The sequence below is a fragment of the Ensifer sp. YR511 genome, assembly GCF_900103045.1.
In the GTDB taxonomy this organism is placed as follows: Bacteria; Pseudomonadota; Alphaproteobacteria; order Rhizobiales; family Rhizobiaceae; genus Ensifer; species Ensifer adhaerens.
The window spans coordinates 1-18,922 of the sequence record NZ_FNGR01000063.1 but is presented as its reverse complement, the minus strand read 5'-3'; the positions used below and the strand labels follow the sequence as shown (position 1 = coordinate 18,922).

General features: G+C 58.1%; 13 protein-coding genes and 2 pseudogenes. 5 read left to right on the top strand and 10 right to left on the bottom strand.

Going from position 1 to position 18,922, the window contains the following annotated elements; genetic code table 11:
* Window positions 1–261, bottom strand: a pseudogene (locus BLU15_RS39935) (transposase); the annotation flags it as partial.
* A 707-nt stretch (window positions 262–968) separates the two neighbouring features.
* On the opposite strand from BLU15_RS39935, the gene BLU15_RS37995 reads away from it, so the two are divergent.
* Window positions 969–1,181 carry a hypothetical protein gene (locus BLU15_RS37995; protein ID WP_060516716.1) on the top strand — a complete coding sequence of 71 codons (213 nt, stop codon included), beginning with the start codon at window positions 969–971 and terminating at the stop codon, window positions 1,179–1,181.
* 242 nt (window positions 1,182–1,423) lie between these two features.
* Here BLU15_RS37995 and BLU15_RS37990 read toward each other — a convergent pair whose 3' ends face one another.
* Window positions 1,424–1,915 (bottom strand): YciE/YciF ferroxidase family protein, encoded by a 492-nt coding sequence (locus tag BLU15_RS37990; RefSeq protein ID WP_034798750.1) that lies wholly within the window; start codon window positions 1,913–1,915, stop codon window positions 1,424–1,426.
* 582 nt (window positions 1,916–2,497) lie between these two features.
* Between BLU15_RS37990 and BLU15_RS37985 the strand changes: the two genes are divergently transcribed.
* Window positions 2,498–2,671, top strand: coding sequence for a DUF1328 domain-containing protein (locus BLU15_RS37985; RefSeq protein WP_090302446.1), 174 nt, complete (start codon window positions 2,498–2,500; stop codon window positions 2,669–2,671).
* A gap of 243 nt (window positions 2,672–2,914) precedes the next feature.
* Here the strand turns inward: BLU15_RS37985 and BLU15_RS37980 are convergent.
* Window positions 2,915–3,102: pseudogene (locus tag BLU15_RS37980) on the bottom strand (hypothetical protein).
* Window positions 3,103–3,592: 490 nt separating this feature from the next.
* On the opposite strand from BLU15_RS37980, the gene BLU15_RS37975 reads away from it, so the two are divergent.
* From BLU15_RS37975 to BLU15_RS37965, 3 genes are all read left to right on the top strand, one after another.
* Window positions 3,593–5,539, top strand: coding sequence for an ABC transporter ATP-binding protein/permease (locus BLU15_RS37975; protein ID WP_244546957.1), 1,947 nt, complete (start codon window positions 3,593–3,595; stop codon window positions 5,537–5,539).
* 120 nt (window positions 5,540–5,659) lie between these two features.
* Window positions 5,660–5,920, top strand: coding sequence for a DUF982 domain-containing protein (locus BLU15_RS37970; RefSeq protein ID WP_082936617.1), 261 nt, complete (start codon window positions 5,660–5,662; stop codon window positions 5,918–5,920).
* 391 nt (window positions 5,921–6,311) lie between these two features.
* On the top strand, window positions 6,312–8,108 hold the full coding sequence (locus BLU15_RS37965; protein WP_090302442.1) for an adenylate/guanylate cyclase domain-containing protein: 1,797 nt from the start codon (window positions 6,312–6,314) through the stop codon (window positions 8,106–8,108).
* A 219-nt stretch (window positions 8,109–8,327) separates the two neighbouring features.
* Here BLU15_RS37965 and BLU15_RS37960 read toward each other — a convergent pair whose 3' ends face one another.
* The 7 genes from BLU15_RS37960 to BLU15_RS37930 all read right to left on the bottom strand — a co-directional run bounded on the left by BLU15_RS37960 (window position 8,328) and on the right by BLU15_RS37930 (window position 18,793).
* Entirely contained in the window at window positions 8,328–9,047 is a 720-nt protein-coding gene (locus tag BLU15_RS37960; RefSeq protein ID WP_090302440.1) for a hypothetical protein, read from the bottom strand.
* Between the two features lie 257 nt (window positions 9,048–9,304).
* Window positions 9,305–10,474, bottom strand: coding sequence for a porin (locus BLU15_RS37955; RefSeq protein WP_089045952.1), 1,170 nt, complete (start codon window positions 10,472–10,474; stop codon window positions 9,305–9,307).
* Between the two features lie 133 nt (window positions 10,475–10,607).
* Complete coding sequence (gene aspT, locus BLU15_RS37950) at window positions 10,608–12,299, bottom strand: aspartate-alanine antiporter (RefSeq protein ID WP_090302438.1); 1,692 nt, start codon at window positions 12,297–12,299, stop codon at window positions 10,608–10,610.
* A 148-nt stretch (window positions 12,300–12,447) separates the two neighbouring features.
* Complete coding sequence (locus tag BLU15_RS37945) at window positions 12,448–15,174, bottom strand: aminotransferase class I/II-fold pyridoxal phosphate-dependent enzyme (RefSeq protein WP_034798734.1); 2,727 nt, start codon at window positions 15,172–15,174, stop codon at window positions 12,448–12,450.
* Window positions 15,175–15,434: 260 nt separating this feature from the next.
* Entirely contained in the window at window positions 15,435–17,126 is a 1,692-nt protein-coding gene (gene aspT, locus BLU15_RS37940) for an aspartate-alanine antiporter (RefSeq protein WP_034798732.1), read from the bottom strand.
* Window positions 17,127–17,516: 390 nt separating this feature from the next.
* Window positions 17,517–17,969 carry a DUF2721 domain-containing protein gene (locus BLU15_RS37935; RefSeq protein WP_034798730.1) on the bottom strand — a complete coding sequence of 151 codons (453 nt, stop codon included), beginning with the start codon at window positions 17,967–17,969 and terminating at the stop codon, window positions 17,517–17,519.
* Between the two features lie 575 nt (window positions 17,970–18,544).
* Window positions 18,545–18,793 (bottom strand): longin-like domain-containing protein, encoded by a 249-nt coding sequence (locus BLU15_RS37930; RefSeq protein ID WP_176960487.1) that lies wholly within the window; start codon window positions 18,791–18,793, stop codon window positions 18,545–18,547.
* Window positions 18,794–18,922: the final 129 nt, after the last annotated feature.

Genomic DNA, 18,922 nt, shown 5'->3' with positions numbered 1-18,922 from the left:
GCAAATTCGATCCGACGCCTCCCAAACAACGACGAGCGCTGCCCGCACGTCATCGCCATAAACCCGGCGCCCTGGTCGAGGACCACCCTTCGCCGGTTCGCGTTCTCCTCGCAGCAGTCGCATCGCATGCTTGCGATGAAAGCCCGTGAGCGCCACGAACTCGTCTAACATCCTCGCCTTCTCGGCCCGCCCGCCTAACACATAGCGACAACTGATCGCCGCCACCAATTCCGCACGTGTCGCCATGCTTACCTTCCTCATCACAGCTCCCGAGGTTGATTCGTCGGGAGCAATTTAGATGAGGCAATAACCCATTCTCAGGGAGCAGTTCAGGCGAGGCAATGCGCGTCTCATCCTGATCGCCGCGCTATAACCTCCCCCTTTTCTGCTGCACCTTCGGACCGCCGTCAGCCAATGCCGGTTTGTCGGCTAGGCTCCTCTACCCCAGTCGCGACCTTCGAGGCCAGTGAGGATGCTCTCGATCAATATCGCTCAACGACAATATCCGGACTGCGTGCGTGCTAACGTCGACGACGACGAGGCGACGAAACTTCGCTCCCAATCGCCCTTTCGTAGATGGTTCCTCATTCGGGGAAGCCGCGGCGCAAATCGCTGGAACGAAACTGTGGTTTGTATGTTTGGCTGGCCGAGGAGTGCACGGAGATGCGCATGGACACGTCGGCGCGAGATGTCAGCCCGCACAACACACCGGATTCCGATGCAGACGGCGTCGTCTGGCCGGAGAAACCGTTTGGCTCGGTCAAAGCTGATGACTGAGTGAGCTCGGGCTTTAGATCGACGGCATCACAGTCGGCCAACGAATGCTCAGCGCTTGTAACCGGAAAACGCAAGAAGCTTGTCCGTCTACAATCCCATCTGGCAAGGTTCACCGAATGCACGGACCGCGCCGACGGAAGGTAGACGGGAGCTCGGCTCGCCGGCACCTCTTCGATAAAGGAGGTTGAAAAATGCCCATGCTATTACGTTTTCTCATCTGGCATTTGTCGTCTGGATTTGCACTGGGAGCCCTCACCGCACTGGTAATCGCCGTTAGCTTCCCGCACGCGCTCGGTCATGATCGTGCGATCGAGCCCGTTGCTCTTTTCCTTCAGATATATGCCTTCGGGGCGTCGTTTGCTCTCGGCAGCCTCGGCACCGCGCTCATGGGAAAGATCGATTGATTTCGTGGCGCCGAGCCGAGTATCGTCGCGCTTAGCGACGCCCAGTCCTGGTTCGAGTATTTTCCGAACCGGCGATTGTAGTTTCGACGCTGATGCTTGTGTTGCAGTGGATATTCTTGCGCTATCGCGGCTCGCCCAAATCAAAGAAGGTCGACGCGGCAAACCATCAGATCACAAAAGACTAGCTGTTACGGGGTCTGGGGGCGAAGGGCGCATCGGCCCTCCGCCTAGAATATCGTAAGTTAAGCTGCAGCCTTAATATTTGCAGCGGACAAAGCCAACTTGCTCAAAGCCTTGTCAGTCGCACCCTCTTCCTGAAGGGTCTGATCGAGCAAGGCGACGGCGGCGTCCAACCCAAGCTGCTTGGCCCAGGTCTTCAGGGTGCCATATCGCGCAATCTCATAGTGTTCGACCGCCTGGGCCGCAGATATCAGCCCGGCGTCAAGGGCCGGACTTCCCTTGAACTCCTCGATGATTTCTTCGCCTTCGGCAATCAGGCCTTGAATAGCTTCACAGGTTTTACCCTGTGCGCGCTTGCCGATAATCTCGAAGACCTGTTGCAAACGCTCCACGTGGCCTTCCGTTTCATCGCGATGCTTTTCGAAAGCGGCCTTGCTATCAGGGGATTGCGCAGCCCGCGCCATTTTAGGCAGTGCCTTTAGTATCTGCCGTTCGGCGTAGTAAATGTCCTTCAACGTTTCGTGAAACAGCATGTCTAAAGTCTTCTCCGGCATGGCAACCTCCTTCGCCTTGGTGGGGAGCGGTTCTAACACCGTCCGGCTTCAAAGGTTCCGCAGTGGAACAAAAAGCACGAGTCGCTCTTTGAGGGGTTTACGCAAACCTCAAAGCCGGGTGATCCGCCAAACAAAGGATACGTCGGCAATCACGGGAAAGAACCAATCGATCTCGGGCAGTGGCGAGCCGGTTTCAGCGGACGTGCCAAGATCATAAATCCGGTCTCGCGGAATTCACTGCCGCCTTGGTTTGCCCGCTTGGACGGCTGCCCGCCGGAACGGACCAAGCCGAAGGAGAAGTCGTCGCGGCAGTTGGCATGGCTCTTCGCGCGATAGAGGAGCGCATAACACTCCGCGAAAAATGGCTGACGATGCGCGCGGCAGTGACCGTACTGCCGCCGCGAGAGCCAGTAAATCGGCGGGCGGAAGAGAGAGCAGGGATGCCGCGGCCTTGCGGCATGGATTGGACCAGGAGTTTGCACCGATCCGGCGTGACGTCACAACTTAAAGGCGCCTGGAACAATACTCACGGCTGCGGGTTCAATGCCCAGATGATTCGTTTCGGCCGTCGGGGAGAAACATATGCTAAAGTGGGCTATTATATTTTTTATAATCTCGGTCGTAGCAGGCTTGCTTGGCTTCTCGGGTGTTTCTGCAGCAAGTGCTGGTATAGCGAAGATCCTCTTTTACGTCGCTCTGGCGATATTCGTGCTGTTTCTCGTCCTTGCCTTCATGGCAGGAAGCATTGCCTTCTAGCGCGAAGGTTCTGCGCCGAGGACGGCGCAGAACCTTGTCCTGAGACCTGAAGATTGTGAATTTGGCTGTTACTCGGCGCGATCCGGCTATTTTTCGTCAAAGCCCACATCCCATTATTTTTCGGAGTATTATGGCCCGGCGCCTGACGATGGCCTATCCTTAGACCCGGTCACGCAGTTGGTTTTGCGCTTGCAACGCCGCTGCTTTTCCGTCCGCCTGCGAAGGAACGCATTGCCCTTCGCTTCATTTTTTTGTCTTCAACTCGGATGGACGCTCCGGTTCGCGGTTGTTTTCGCCCACGGCGTCGCGATCGGAATCTGGTCCGTCTTTCGCTGGGAGATACCCCCGAGGTCTGCCCTCCTCCGGACCTCCCAACGAGGAGACTGGTCGGTGGTGCCCGGTGCACCGTTTTTCGGTTTGTCAATGCCCATATGCAACTCCTCTCCTCCCACCCAACCAGAAAGCGGCGCACAGGTTCCGTGCCACGGCCTCCCGTGGGACAAATCAGGTTTCACGACGAGAAGCGCGGTCTCCCCGCCTCAACAGAAACTGCGCCCGCTTGCCGGACACTTTCGAAAAAACCGCTGCGCTGAAGTGGAGGACCGATTCCCGCAGGGAAGCCTCTGTAACTCGTCCAGCAGCCTCAGTTGATAATCTGAACGACACTACGAGTGCCAGTGTCCAGCACCGCGCGGTTGCCGACTACGACGTAGCGATACTTGATGTCTGGCCTCCGATGTTGAACTCACGTTCCGGCGTCGCCGCTTAGCTATCGGCCCTACGGCGAGTAGGCTGCCGGCCTTAAGATCCTCCTGATCACCTGTCGCGACCAAATCGCTTGCAAGGACCCTGCTTTTCGTCGGCCATCAGATCATCAGCATTTGACAAGTCCGATCCTTACTCCAATTCAGGAAGATGAGCTTGAGTGAAGTCGTGCGCGGCAAGGCGCATCGGGCAACAGCACGGGTTAAACGGTTCTTCGGCGAGAAACGGCGGCGCCCAAGCAGCCCCGTATCCTCGATGCGTAGCTTCTGGGGGCTGTTGCTCGCTTACTGGCTCTCTAATCGCTGGAGAGACGCTTGGGGCCTGACCATTCTCATCCTGCTGCTTACCGGATTGTCGGCTCAGGCAAGCGTATGGTTCGCGCTGACCTCAGGCGAATTGGTCAATCGGATCGCGAATTTCCACCACCCTACGGTACCGACAACGCCTGCGTCGCTTCTAAAGACCGCAGCGACGCTTGCTGCGATCGCGATCACAAGGGACGCGGGGTTTACTGCGGTCCGTCACTTCCTTTCGACCAGCCTACACCGAAAATGGCGCCAGTGGTTGGATGAACGCTTCAATCAGGCACTTCTCGATTCCAGTCACACCCACTTCCACTTGCAACAAAATGGCTTTGGTGGAGCGGGTGAAGCGAACACGTCATCGCCGGACAACATCGATCAGCGGGTGCAGGAAGCAATAAAGGGCATGACCGGCGGTGCAATCGGTCTGGGCATCGGCATCGCCGGGGTGGTGCTATCGCTCGCGTTCGTTGGCGGTAAGCTGATCGAAACGTCGAGCCCGATCCGAGGGCTTGACGTTCTTGGGGGCTACGGCAGCGCCTTCCTGACGCTGCTGGCGATTGCGATCTACGTGCCCCTCAACACATTCATTGCGGCCAAGCTGGGAGGTATCCTTCAGGGGCTGTCTATCCGCATTCAATCGGCGGAAGGCAGTTATCGCAGCGAACTCAACCAGTTCTTGCGCCGCAGTTTTCACGTTGCGGTTATCAGAGGGGAGCCAGCGCAAAAGGCGCTCAATGTGCGCCGGTATCAAGATATTGACTACACATGGGCGAGGCTCAATCGGATTACCGCCGGCTATATGGGCTTTGAGCTGGTGCATAATTTCATCGGCTCACGCATCGTGGCCTACGCGCCGGGCCTGCTTCCCTATGTCGACAAGACCATCAGCCTACAAGACTATGTCACCGGTGCCGAACTAGCGACGGCCCTCATCAACGAATGCTCATGGTTTATTCATGCGATGCCTGACATCGCGACACTGCGGGCGGACGCGCGGCGCATAACAGAGCTTGCGGAAGCGATAGAAACGGTGCAGCGACCACAAGACTACTATGCTCAAAGTGGACCCGCCGCGTTTGAATATACCATAGCGGAAGCCGTAGAAGGCGGCTTGACCATCCATTCGGTCGAGCTCCTCCATACTGGTGAGGACGAGCCCTTTTTGACCGCCATTGAACTCAATTTCGCTCCGGGCGAGTGGACTTTGGTGATGGGTGAATCGGGGAGTGGAAAGACCTCACTTCTCAAGGCGATAAACGGTCTTTGGCCGCACGGTCGGGGCAAGATCACGTTGCCGGACGGTTTGCGAACTCTCTTTGCGGCCCAGGAGGTCAAATTACAGGGCGTTTGCCTGAAGGATCTCGTCTGTCTTCCGGATGACGCCCGTGAGCATAAGGACGCTGCGGTTTCCACGGCGCTTGAAGAAGCGGGGCTCCATGAAATTTCTGGGGAGCTCTTTGATGAGGGACGCGAGGGGCAGCAGTGGGACAAGCTGTTGTCCGGGGGTGAAAAGCAGAAGCTTGTTCTTGCGAAAGTCCTGTTGCTGAAGCCGGGTTTGCTCTTCCTTGACGAGGCAACAAGCGCTCTTGATGGGCAGGCGGTGCAAGCGTTTTATCAAGCGATCAAAGAGAATTGCCCGGAGGCGACGGTTATTGCCATTATGCACGATACCTCCTCGATCCAATCGGAGGGCGGAATTGATTTCTTCGATAGCGTGCTGGTGATTGAAGGAGGCATTGCTGAAAAGATGTCTATTTCGGCGTGGCGTTCTGCGCAGACGAACGCCCCACTTCGGTGATGCGGCAAGGCGTCGGCGGCACGTGACCATCGTGGCGAACCCGTGTCTCTCAACTACCAAAGCGATGGTTGGAACAATGCTTCCCGCTAGACGTTCTGTGCCGAACCGGAGTCAACGCAAATGCAAACCATCATTTGGGATAATCCTGTCAGGATTGGCGTGAATGGCGAGCGGTGTATCCACGGACCACAGGATGCCCTGCAATATCTGAGTGAGTTGCCCCAGGGCGGATGGTTCTATGAACGCGCAAGGAATCGCTGCCATGGCGCATTAGAGCGCGGCGAAGCGCTGGATCTGTCACGGAAAGCCTTCATTGGCGCAGCGATTGAAGGTTCATTCCCGATCCTCGATGACGACGTTCCTGCTATTCGGGAACCCTGATCACGAGTGACGGCGATTTTGCCCCTCGCCGTCGACGCTAGCTCTTCCCATCGCTCGCGCGAAATTGACCTGAGATCATTGACCACCTGAATATCGGCGAACAGACCGATGAGCAATTGCATGGGCTTTGCCTGGCGGCAAAGTGGGCTTGCATTTCCTGATCGATTTAATCGCGTTCAGATCCAAAGGTGGGCCAGATAGGGGCATTCGACCCAGGGTGAATCAAAATCGATCACGGCGCCCGTTCCGAATTCGAGTCCTACACGCTTCCAGATCTTTTCGACCAGCACAGTCTCCAAATCAAGAGATGGCCGCAGAGGCGTCGCTGGGCTATTGTTGTTGGGTTCGGTTTGTGTAGCCAAGAGCATTTGGCATCATCAGGGGCGAGGAGATGAGCATCCTCGGAGAACGCAGACTGGCGGCAATCTTCGTTGCCGATATTGTCAGCTATTCACGTCTCGTCGAATTGGACGAGGCGTCAACTCTCGTGGCAGTCACGGACCTGCGCCGGAGACTGTTCGAGCCTCTCTTGGCGCAGCATCATGGGCGTCTCTTCAAGCTGACGGGCGATGGCCTGATCGCCGAATTCGGTTCCGTCGTCGAGGCTGTAGCCTGCGCCGCTGCGGTTCAAAAGCAATTGCCTGATTGGCAGGCGCGAATACCGGCTGAGCGCCGGATTGTCTTGCGTATCGGCATCAATCTTGGCGACGTACTGGTGGATGATCAGGACCTTTTGGGAGACGGTGTCAACGTGGCGGCCCGATTGGAACAGTGTTGCCCGCCAGGCGGTCTCCTTATCTCCGGGACAGTCTACGACCAGCTCTCTGGGAAACTCGACTGTCGGTTCGAGTTCGCGGGCGAGCAGCGTCTGAAGAATATTTCACGGCCGGTGCGGACTTACAGCTTGGTATTCGACAACGTCCTTGAGGGTGCGAAAGTCGCCTGGGCGTCGAGCGATAGACCTACGGTGGCGGTCTTGCCGTTCGAAAACATGAGCGGCGATCCCGAACAGGTCTATTTCAGCGACGGTATCAGCGAAGACATAATTACGGAGCTGTCGCGCTTTCGCGAGCTCATGGTCATCGCGCGAAACTCTTCCTTCTCGTTTCGGGGGAAAAATGTGGACGCTCGCGAGATAGGGCGTTCGCTCGGGGTTCGATACCTCGTCGAGGGCAGTGTCCGTCGCGCAGGCGAGCGCGTTCGCATCACGGCCCAGCTCATTGATGCTGGAAGCGGTGCCCATTTCTGGGCGGAACGATACGATCGCGCACTGGAGGACGTCTTCGCCCTTCAGGAAGAAATCTCCCAGAGCATTGTCGCAATGGTGGCCCAACGAATTATCCAAGATAGCGAGGTGACAGCCCGGCGACGTCAGCCGGAAGACATTCGGGCCTATGACCTCTTCCTCCAGGGGAATAGATTTTCCGACGTATTCACGCCTGAGGCCCAAGCACGTGCGCAAGCACAATTCGAAGAGGCACTCCAGATCGATCCAGGCTTTGCCCGCGCCCATGCGGGCCTCGCCTGGATTTATCTCAATCGTTCGGTCGAGATGAGCGTCGGAGTACCACGAGAGAAGGACGAGAACCGGATCGAGGCGTTTCACCAGGCCAAAGAAGCACTGGCGAAAGACCCCAACGATGCCCGGGTGCACTCCACCTTCGGATACATGTGCTTGATGTGGCGCGACTTCGAGCGGGCCGAGCGGCATTTGGGCCTTGCCCGGACCCTAAACCCTAACGATCCGCTGATCCAGATTTTCTGGGCCTGGGTCCAATCGTGCATCGGAAAGCCCGAACTGGCTCTGCACGCAGCCGAGATTGCTTTTCGACTCAACCCATGCCACCCGCCCTGGTATAATTATTATCTTTCGCACATCATGTTTCGGCTCAGGCGCTACCAAGAGGCGGCCAGTCTATTGGAACAACTAATACTGGACGCACCAGGCCGGCGACACCCGCGGTACATGGCTTTGCGCGCGGCTGCCTTCGGTCACTTGGGGCGTCTCGAAGAGGCGCAGCAGTGTGGCAAGGCTTGCATCGCAGCAGTCAGCGCGTTGTGGCAAGGCGATCCGGCTGCCGGCCCAAGCGAACATGTAGATTGGCTCGTGGACGCTTTGTATCTCCAAAGGGCCGAGGATGCAGATCGACTGCGTGAGGGCCTGCGCCTCGCCGGCTTACCGGCTTGAGTATCAAGTCTGGCGATGGCTGGCCCGACCAAAGGAGAGCCTAATCGCCCTGTCAAGGAGCACTTCGCAATTCAGTGGCCGCGGCAATGCCATTCGAGAGCTTCCGCTCGTCACTTGGGTCGGACAGTCCGAGCGATCGAAACTCGCTCCCGGGCTGTGCCTTATTCGACACGCCAGCGAAGCCGGGCGCGTTGCCTGAAACCGGGCTGCGAAGGCCCTCTACCGGCAATCGTCACCATTGCCTTGCGCGACCAATTCACCTTCGCGAAACCTCAAACAGTCGATCGAGCTGCCTGCATTCAGGATGCGGACTCTGTATGGACTGGACATGACGCTGATCATGGTTCCACCCGTTGGCCGCCTGCACTGGTGCGCTGAACCGGTCCACATGCACTCCATCTCTTCGGCGCTTTCAAAAATGGTGTAACCATTTGCCTGAAGTGCACGCTGGACGTTCTCCCGCACGTTTAGTGAGACGGAGTTCTCATTCTCCTCGCGCGGATCGCTCCTTTCGGTCGTGGGTGCCTTTGCCTCCTGCCGTTCGCGTTGCTGTTCCTTGAGGATTGCGATCTCGGCCTTGGCTCGCTCTGCCGCGGCTTCCGCAGCGATCGCCCGCCGCTCCGCCTGCTCCGCCCTTTCGGCTTCGCTTTCAGCGCGTTCAGTTGCTTCACGCTGCGCATTTGTTGCGGCCTCGAGTTCGTTGACACGGCTTGTCTCAACGCCATTGAATATCGCTTCAACCGCAGCCGTTTGCGCCAAACACTCATCGACAAGCGCGGAGACACGGGACCGGGCCTGCATCGGGCTATTCACAAGATCGGCAGAAAACTCCTTCTTCAGGGTTTCGGCATTTTCCTCGGCTTCGGACGTTTCAACCCTGCTGCGCATGAACGCGAGCGCGCCACTCAGCGTCCCGCGCGTCGGCAAATCCGTCGACATAGCTCTCGTAGCTCCTGCCTGCTTCCAATCGAGCCGCGCAAGACGCAAGCTGAGCGACGATATCTGCCTCTGCGGTTGCGGCCGAAACCGTTTTTGGAACGAGGAACGCGGCAGCAATCAATGCTGTGCAGACACCAGTCCCTGCAGTGGTCAATTCATCACCCATTTGCTCAGATAACGAGATCCTGGAAATAAGCGGCGGAAGAAGGAAGCGGCGCGAAAGATCATGGACCGATCTTGCTTCGCCGGTTTGTTCCTTAAAACTTTATTCTGGCGCCACCCAACACAGCGAAGCTATCTTGAAGATCGGCGGTCTCCTGGTCGAGCGAATAGGTCCGGGCTCCAAGGTAGAGTTCCGTCTGTAGATAGTCGAGGTTCTGGACAATCTGCGCGCCGAAGGAATCGCTCTTGCTGCCCCTGCCCGCGATGTCCTTGCCAAAATAGGCGTCGACCGAAAACGCGGTTTTGCCGACATCGAAGATATCCGCCTGATAGCCGATCTTTACGTAGCCGTAGCGTCCATCAACCGTCTCCTTGTCCGAGTAGCCCGCTGCAAGGGTGAGGCTGAGTCCGGTATCGAGATGCAGGACCGAAACGGACGCATCGTATATCGAGTTGCCATCGCCGGGCCTTGAAAAGGCAAGTGCAGCTGCGACCTTGAAGGCGTCGTAGGTCTCATTGTATCGAACCGCCGCGTCCCAGACGGTGACGTCGGTTTCCTCCGGAACGACTTGTGTTCCGACCGACGTCGCAAAGCTGAAGCCGCCAAAGGCCGGGGTGTCGTAGCGGACGCGCAGCTTGCGGCTAAGGCCGTCATAGTTGGTGAACGCGTCCTTTACGCGGACCGTCGACAGCGTACCGTCGGAGTTTCGGAAAAACGGTCCGCCGGCCATATCCGACACCAGCGAGTAACCAACAACGTCCGTGCCGGACAAATCCACCTCGGCGGTCGTATCCGACGCCATGCTGCCCTGGCCGAACCAGAATTTGCCGTAGTCCTTCGAATTTAGATAGATTTCCGCCTTGCGCAGCAGATCAGTCCCCCAGTCGAAGTGATCCTCGTTCAACTGGTTCACATTGGTTGTCGAGTAAGGGTTCCACTCCCATTCGAGATTGGCCCCGAAAGACCAGTCGTTTTCCATGAGGCTGTAGATGCGAAAGCCCGCGCGTGACGACGAGTTCCCATTGTCGGCCGGAAAATAGTTATCCGTTTGCCCGCCGTCATCGTAGCTCAGCAGGCCTTTGTTGATCTGACCGTAGAATTCGAAATAAGCATTGTCGTCGCCGAGCCGCAGCTTCGGTATCCAATGCTCGGCTTCCTTGCTGGCCTGCGCCGGCTTTGCTGGCTCCTGGGCCGAAGCAGGTGCCGCAACCCCCAGTGCCACGCTGAAAAGTGCGGGTGAGACTACGTGTAATACATGCCGCATCAAAAGCACCTTTCAGTCACGGGCGATTCGCCTTGTCGGTCCGCAGTCAGTATTCGCCACTTTACTTTAGAAGTCTGTTGCAAATTCTCGTCGTGCACTTGTTTTGCCGCTGATCGATTAGATTATTGGCTTCTTATCCGGCGATGATACCCACGATCACCGTCCCCCATGTGGTGAGCAGTATATGGCCGATAGGGACTGCAGGCGTGTAACCAAGGACTGCTACCGAGCTCCCCGACCTGTCCTGGACGGCGGCCATGCCGGCCGTCATGGTCTGCGCGCCGGCTAGTCCACCCAACAACAGTATGGGGTTCATGCCAAGCACGTAGCGTCCAAAGTAAAGGCCTACGATCAATGGAACCATTGTGACGATCATGCCGCCGACCAGGAGCCCGACACCCGCTTCCGCGATAGCGGGGCCAAATACCGGACCTGCATGAAGGCCAGTCATCGCGACGAAGCCGGCAAGACCAAGCGCGGTCATGAGTGACACCGCAGCATCCGGTATGCGACCAAAAAGTGGAAAGCGCGTGCGCAGGTGCCCCACCACCAATCCGGCGAGGAGTGTGCCCACACTGGTGCTCAGCGAAATCCTCATGTCTCCGATGGGAAACGTGACGAGAACGCCGACAAGCCCGCCCAGGAAGATCGCAAGGCCGAGGACCAGGAAGTCCGTTGCAGTGGCCGGCGCGACCACGACACCAATGCGCTTGGCGGCGCTCACCACGACCGGTTCCGGGCCGACGAGGCGAAGGATATCCCCGCGCTGCACTGTGATCCCTGGCGCCAGAGGAATCTCCTGGCCGCCACGACTGATCGTTCGCAGATAGAGGCTTCTTGTCCAGCCTTCTGTCGCCACATCCGCAATGCTTCGGCCATTAAGTTCAGGGCTCGTCAGCAACACGTCGGTCACCGATATCGGCACGTCCAACAGCTCACGATCCTCGACTTCCTCGGAGCGCTGACCAAGGACGGTGACCAGCACCTCTCGTGTTCCGGACACCGCAACGATATCGCCAGGTTCAATCACAAGCTCGGGAGCGGCCTCAAGGATTAAGCCCCCGCGTCGCAGGCGTTGAATGAATAGTCGATGCTCCGGAAATGTTGCCTCGGCATCGACGACCGATCGACCGGCGATGGGCGCGCCCTCCGCTATCCGGTAGGCGCGAATTTCGAACCTGTGCCAGGCGGACGCGACCCCGGTGGCCTTTCGGGTTATCCCGTATTCTTTCTCAAGTTTTAGCGCCTCGGCGACGAGGTCGATGCCAAGCAATTTTGGACCGACAACGCTGCAAAACAGGATGACGCCAACAGCGCCGAATACGTAGCAAACTGCGTCGGCCACGGCGATGTGGGCGACAAACCGTGCGCGATCCGCCTCGGGCAGCGGCAATGCGTTGATCGCTTCGGTGGCAGTGCCCATTGCCGGACTTTCAGTGAGCGCGCCCGACAAAAGCCCGGCCGCAAATCCAGGATCCAAGCCGAGGATTTTCGCGACCACAACGGCTGTGACCAGCCCGGTCACACAGACGACCACCGCAAGCAGAACAGGCTTCATGCCGTCCCGTTTCAAGGCCTGCAGGAACTGCGGCCCGACCGAGTAGCCGATACCGAAAAGGAACAGGAGAAAAAGCAGCGATTTCGCCATCCCGGCAATCGGAACATCGGCGAACTGACCGATGAGGATACCGGCGAACAACGAGCCGGTGACCGGACCCAGACTGAAACCTCCGAACTTGAGGCCGCCGATCAGATACCCGATGCTAATTGCAAGGAATACGGCAAGCTCAGGATACTTGACCAGGAATTGCTCGATCCAAATCATGACCAGACGAACTCCCTCCCACCTCAATCAAGGGCCAAGGCAGCTTTACCGCCGACGCCAAACGTCCATGCAAACCGGCAATCCATGAAAAGCATGGGGGGTCGAATTCGTCCGGGTAGCAGCCCGCGGACCCGTGCAAGCTCCGGCACTACCGTGCTTTCGCCGATCGTTTCGCCTTGGCCGCAACTGCATCAGGTTTGACTAGCTTCAGACCCCTTGCCTTCTCGTAGCCATGGATCTCCTTCACATCCAGCTTCCGCATGAAGTCGATCGTCTCCTGCGTCAGGACCTGACCCGGCACCATGATGGGGAACCCCGGGGGATAGGGGATGACGAAGTTAGCCGAGACCATTTCCGGACCTTCCTTCAGCCGCTTGTCGCACTCGGCTCCGATCAGCGGTACGTATTCGCAGACCGAAGCATCATAGGCGTGGAAGAAGGCGGCTCGCATGTCGCCTTCGGGCGACGTGCGTCCCGCGTCACCGCGATACAACGCGTGGAAGTGACTGAAATTTGGAAGGTCCGGCACATCCGTCATCAGCGACTTTACCCGTGCAGCGAAGGCAGCCCGCTCGCCCTCGCCGCCATCGGCAAGCCGTTTTTCGATACCACGGCAGATCTCGACCAGGACGCGAACGAGATGCGCGATATCACTGCGGGTATTGTTGATGTTGGACTGCAAAAGCACGCTGTTTCGCGACGTCTTGTTCAGCTGGATATCGTACTCGTTGGCCAGCAGCCCCTTGAATTGGGTTCCGTCAAAGCCAGCCGTTCCACATACCAGCGTCATACGCGTGGGATCGAGGTAGAATTCGTCTTCGTTCATGGCTTTCACCGCCGTGGCCCAGGTCGCACCCGGTGCCAGGTAGTCCTTGAACCCTGACTGGCGATACTGCGCAGGGATCATCTCATCCGCACCGAGAACGCGGAAATACTTCGAAATCAGCGGATGTTCGTTGATCGCCCGACGGATCTTGAGAGCGATCTCGATCGCGTTCATCACCAACCCATACCCATCGAGCTCCATCTGCCGGCGTGCAACGTCGAGACTGGCGATCAGCTGCTGGTTCGGACTTGTCGAGGCATGGGTGAACACCGCCTCGTGGAACTGGGCTTCGACGGTATGAAAATCGACATCCTTGACGAGCAACATTGAGCCTTGCCGGATCGCTGACATCGATTTGTGCGTCGAATTGGTCTGATAGACCCGAAGGCGAACAAGACGCGGATCGGGAAGTAGGCGTGCGGCGAGCAGCGCTTCGTCGGACGGCTCATCGCCAAGGTCCGCACGCTGCTTTTCGTAGGCACTGACCGACGCCGGATCCTGCAACCAGCTTTCGATATCCGCTGCTGCCCCCATGGCCGTGCGTGGCCGCAGGAAGGGTGAAAATCGGGCAAATCCGGACCACGCTTCATCCCAGAGGAAGATGAGGTCCGGCTTGATGGCGAGACACTCCTCCATCACGCGCCTGACGTTATACATGTGCCCGTCGAAGGTGCAGTTGGTGAGGTCGAGCAGTTTCAGCCGGTCCAGACGCCCTTCCGCCCTTAACGTCAAAAGCGCTCGCTTGATCGTCGCAAGCGGCACGGCGCCGTACATCGAGTACTCGGTCATCGGGAACGCTTCGACATAGTAGGGCTGCGCGCCGGTCAGCACCATGCCGTAGTGATGCGACTTGTGGCAGTTGCGATCGACTACCGCAATGTCGCCGGGCGCCAGAAGGGCCTGCACGGCCATCTTGTTGGAGGTGGAGGTGCCGTTCGTCACAAAGAAGACGTGGTCAGCGCCAAAGGCACGTGCCGCCAGCTCCTGAGAGCGTTTGATCGTTCCTGTGGGCTCCAAAAGGCTATCGAGACCACCCGTCGTCGCACTGCTTTCCGCAAGGAACAGATTGAGCCCATAGAATTCGCCCATGTCGCGGATCCAGTCAGACTTGAAGACGGATTTGCCGCGCGCGATGGGGAGCGCATGAAATGTACCGATGGGCCGTCGCGCATATTTCTTAAGATTGTCGAAGAAGGGCGTTTCATAGCGTGCCTGCACCCCTTCGAGGATCGCGAGATGCATCTCCAGCGGCTCCTCCACCGCGTAAAACACGCGCCGCACCGCATCCGCCGTCGGATCTCCGGCGATCTTTTCGACTTGCCGGTCGGAAAGCAGATAGACGTCGAGTTCGGGCCGGATGCGCTTCAAGCCGCGCGCCAGGCGAAGCGCCGACATGTCTGGTCCCTCGGTTTCTCCCAGCGGATCAAGCACCGATCGAAGCACAGGCGCGTCGTGCCGTGAGCGGTAAGGAAAACCTTCAGCGAGCACGATAGCGATAATATCGGGGTTCAGGGCGGCCGCGCAGAACGCATCCTCGAAGGACCCGACCAGCACCGGCTCGTAAATGAAACCGTCCTCTGGCCGGCGCAGCCTCCTAATCTCTGCGGCGAATGCCTCCCAACGCGTGGCCGGCTGACTGTTGACGAACAGAACTTCGAAATAGGGCCGGCGCCCGCGAGCCTCTCCGGTTCCCGGCGGCATGATATCGGTCACTTCGGCTCCTGACATTTCGTCATGCACGTCCCATTCACTTTGGCGGCCGCGATAGGAATGGCTGAGCAGCCCATTGGAGATGCGTCGTGCAAGCCTTGCCGCTCCACCGGCATCGTCGGTGGCAATACGCTCTGCCAGAACCGAAAGCAGCCGTCTGCCCGGATAGGCGTAGTATTCCTCCGCCGGTGCCACAGCAGAAATCGCCGCTTCCAGGGCAGCCCGCGCGCCGCGATTGGCGGCCCAGGCGTCTGCCAGCGTCGTGATCTCACGCCAATTGTCGGCGCGTGCCGAATGGATGAGCAGAAACTGATCTACTTGTGCGGTCTTGTTCGGCATAGCGCGCTCCCAACTCGGCTCGTATGGGCTACCCGCGGCCACCGATCTGCGGTTTTCGTCAGTGGTCTCGGCTATTATTATCGACGCAATAAATGGGACGAAGCAGTCTCAAGAAAGGGTCTCTGATCCCGCTGGCCAGGGCTTCGAAAGACGAACCATCCCGGTCCGATAAGAAGCCGCCTACTGGAAAAGATGCGAGATACATGCCTGTAGTCGAAGGGACGCGGCACCTCCGCATCCCCATTTAACCCGGAGATGCGCTAGGTCATCATCATCACGAGCACCATGCCCCAGATCGTCAACAGGGTGTTGCCGACGGCATAGGTCACAGTATAGCCGAGGCCTGGTATCTGGCTCTTGGCGCGATCGTTGATCATCCCGAGCGAGGCAGTCGTGGTGCGCGCGCCGGAACAGCATCCCAACAGAATAGCAGGGTGGAACCGGAACACATATTTTCCGACATACATTGCCAGCACGAGCGGGACGGTCGTTGCGAATATGCCCCAAAGGAACAGGCTGAAGCCAAGCTGCTGCAAGCCAGCTACAAATCCTGGACCCGAGGAAATACCGACCACCGCGATGAAAACGTTGAGACCGACGGAGTTCATGAACCAGACCGTCGATGTCGGTATTCGTCCGAATTTCGGCCGCACGGAGCGGAGCCAGCCGAAGAAAAGCCCGGATATCAATGCGCCTCCAGACGTGGACAGGGTAAACGGCACATCGCCGACCTTGTAGACGAGCGCACCGAGCAAGCCACCGATGGCAATTGCGGCGCCGATGAAGGCGACATCGGCAATGTCACTCGGCCGGTCGGCCACACCCAGTGCTTTGGCGGCAGCCGCGGTGTCCTGCGTTCGCCCGACGATCGTCAGGATATCGCCGCGGTGGACTTGCGTGTTCGGAAGGATCGGAATTTCCGTCGCCGTAGCGCCACGGGCGATCCGGCGCAGGAACACGCCACGGGACGTTGGCCATTGTGCCAGTTCCGCCAGCGTCTTGCCGTTCGCCTCCTTGGTTGTGACAAGAACATCGACCCCTTCGACCGGCACGGCCAGCAACTCGCGGTCGTCGACTTCCTCTGCCGTTTGACCGATCACGCTTACCAGCACTTCGCGCCGCCCGGCCACGGCAACGACGTCGCCTGCCTGGATCACCGTGTCTGCCGTAGCATCCTCGATCTTTCCCCCGCGACGAATACGTTCAATGAAAATCCGCTGCTCAGGGATCATCGATTCGGCTTCACGTGCCGTCTTGCCGACGACCGGCCCGCCCTCGCGGACCCGATAGGCGCGCAACTCGTAGTGGTGCCAAGCGGTTCCAGCGCCCCCCGCTTCCTTCTTGCCACCCTGCTCGGCCTCGTAGCGTTTGCATTCCGCCTCCAGGTCGATACCCATGAGCGCAGGACCGATCAACGCCAGCACGATGGCCGATCCGATCGTTCCGAAAATATAGGTGACGGCATAGGCGACCGGCATGGCGTCCAGAAGACGTTTGGTTTCTTCCGGCGCCAAACCAAGGCGATTGATGGCATCCGTTCCCAATCCCATCGACGCCGAGATGGTCTGCGAGCCTGCATAGAGCCCCAGCGCGGAACCCACATCATAACCGGCTATCTTGGCAGCGATATATGGCGCTCCCAGGCAAAAGACACACACAACCGCCGCGAACAACGCTTGCGGGAGGCCATCCTTCGCGATGCCCCGAACGAATTGCGGCCCGACGCCGTAGCCGATCGCAAACAGGAACATCAGAAAGAACGTGGCCTTGAGCGGCGGCGAAATGGTGATCCCGAGTTGACCGATGATGACGGCAGCGATCAGCGTCGCAGTCACCGCACCGAGGCCAAGGCCTTTGTAGGTGAATGAACCGAAGTAGTATCCCAGCGCCAATGAGAGAAAGATTGCAATTTCAGGATATGTGCGAAGCGTGCTTACGAACCAGTCGATCATAATAACATCCCCAAAACGTGGTAATCGGGACAAAATCAGACTAAGCGCTCATCGCTATTTACGCGAGAATACACCCATGCCCACCCGTTACAAGACATTATTTGTTTATAGTAATACTAGTATGAAAAACGCCGCGGTAACCGCCAGAACGAAGGACATCTTACGCTCTTTGTGCCCGTTCATGCATTCCTGGAGGAAACTGTTAGATGGCCTTTATCCGGGGGCGGCCCTGTCGCTCTATTAGCAGTCTGCGACTCTGCGGAAGAAACCAGAGGCGATCGAAACCTTAAATGCTCCGGTTAGAAGCCGCAGGTCGGTCCAACGGTCGCCTGCGCGTCCCCGAGATCTGGCTGCGAAGGCTTCCTGTCTTTGAACCTTTGGACTGTCCGATCAATCGCGTTCCGGGGTGGTTTCGTCCATCCGTATCTGGCGCAACATGCTGCGCCCAGCAATAAGCATCTCGACAAGGAATGCGACAAGCGATCCGATAAGCGACAGGATCGCACCGCCGAAGAACCAGAAGAGATTTTCTTCACGAAACCCGAACTGAAGCGCACCGGCGAGTAGATTGAGGATTGCCCATCCAGTGCAAATCGCGGCAAACGTCCCGAGTGCGACAGCTATTTCCAGGGCAAGCGTACGGCGGCGCAGATAGTCCAACTGCGTGCGTCGCCCGCCCCCTCGCTCACCTTTTTCCTGTATCGCATTGAGCCGATCGGAAACCCTGCCAAGACGCATCTCGTAGACACCGACGAAACCTGCCGTACCAGCGAGGAGAAATACCGGCGCCAGAGCAGTTTGGACAATAGAGGCAAGATCCGTGACGATTGCTGGTGTTTGCATGTGTGCTCTCAACAACTTTCGCGCAATAGAACATTAGCAATCTGTAGCGGCCTCCCCAAAAGGCAAATCACTATAAGCGGGCTCGGGGGGGGCGGTCACTTACGATTGAAGGCCAAAATGGCCGCAGCCACTCCAGGGCAAATTCACCCTTTCGTGTGCTCGTGAAAAGAACAGGAAGCACGACCTTTGTTACGTCAAAAGAAGCGGAGAAGGCCAAAGGCAAGCACGGCCTGCCAGAACATTTGACAGAAAATCTTGCACAGCTGAGAAGCTCGTTGCCAGCGCCGGCGGCGCCCTGAAGAGGAACGACGTCAACACGAACTACGCGGCCTGGCCGTGAGCCACCTGCACTTTTGGGTACGTGCGCCAATAGGGACCGCGTCTTGGTCCTTTAAGTCAGCAGTTCACCCATGGAGAGCCTGCGAAACGCGAGGCAGACATTGGCGACAAGCGCCTCCTTTTTGGGGCCACGGTCTGGGTAGCGGGTCATGTTGTCCTTGTGCATGAAGACGTAGCCGCCGCGCGCCGTCGTCGTCGGGTACTGCCAGATCCAGTCCGCAGGCTACAGGTCGCCCTTACTGGAAGAGCTCGGCATATCTGCTCGCAGGCGCATTGCTTTCAGTTTCAAGGATCGCAGCGACCTGGTCGTCTTTCAGTTCGGCGCCGTAAATGAGCTTGTAGTTGTCGAGGATCTGCTTCTTGAAGGTGGGAGCAAAATCGGCCCCATGGGCGACCGCCGCCAGCCATTCCGATGTCAGGAAGATTTCCGGCGCATCGGGGGTGCTGGCAAAGATCGGCTGCTTGTATACGCGCTTCTCCTTCACGGCCTTCAGGCTGGCAAGGACCGGGTTGTTGAAGAATGAATTAGCCCCCGAAAGGCCCGGACATGCTCCCCCACTTAGCTAAGTGGGTAGGAGTAATGTTGGTAATATGACTAGCAGCAATTTTAAGAT

What these genes read in the sequence shown, in the direction of transcription:
- BLU15_RS37985 (WP_090302446.1), top strand. Translation starts at nt 2,498, where the DNA reads ATGCTAAAGTGGGCTATTATATTTTTTATAATCTCGGTCGTAGCAGGC.
- aspT (WP_034798732.1), bottom strand. Translation starts at nt 17,126, where the DNA reads ATGATCGACTGGTTCGTAAGCACGCTTCGCACATATCCTGAAATTGCA.
- BLU15_RS37965 (WP_090302442.1), top strand. Translation starts at nt 6,312, where the DNA reads ATGAGCATCCTCGGAGAACGCAGACTGGCGGCAATCTTCGTTGCCGAT.
- BLU15_RS37935 (WP_034798730.1), bottom strand. Translation starts at nt 17,969, where the DNA reads ATGCAAACACCAGCAATCGTCACGGATCTTGCCTCTATTGTCCAAACT.
- BLU15_RS37995 (WP_060516716.1), top strand. Translation starts at nt 969, where the DNA reads ATGCCCATGCTATTACGTTTTCTCATCTGGCATTTGTCGTCTGGATTT.
- aspT (WP_090302438.1), bottom strand. Translation starts at nt 12,299, where the DNA reads ATGATTTGGATCGAGCAATTCCTGGTCAAGTATCCTGAGCTTGCCGTA.
- BLU15_RS37960 (WP_090302440.1), bottom strand. Translation starts at nt 9,047, where the DNA reads ATGTCGACGGATTTGCCGACGCGCGGGACGCTGAGTGGCGCGCTCGCG.
- BLU15_RS37955 (WP_089045952.1), bottom strand. Translation starts at nt 10,474, where the DNA reads ATGCGGCATGTATTACACGTAGTCTCACCCGCACTTTTCAGCGTGGCA.
- BLU15_RS37990 (WP_034798750.1), bottom strand. Translation starts at nt 1,915, where the DNA reads ATGCCGGAGAAGACTTTAGACATGCTGTTTCACGAAACGTTGAAGGAC.
- BLU15_RS37945 (WP_034798734.1), bottom strand. Translation starts at nt 15,174, where the DNA reads ATGCCGAACAAGACCGCACAAGTAGATCAGTTTCTGCTCATCCATTCG.
- BLU15_RS37970 (WP_082936617.1), top strand. Translation starts at nt 5,660, where the DNA reads ATGCAAACCATCATTTGGGATAATCCTGTCAGGATTGGCGTGAATGGC.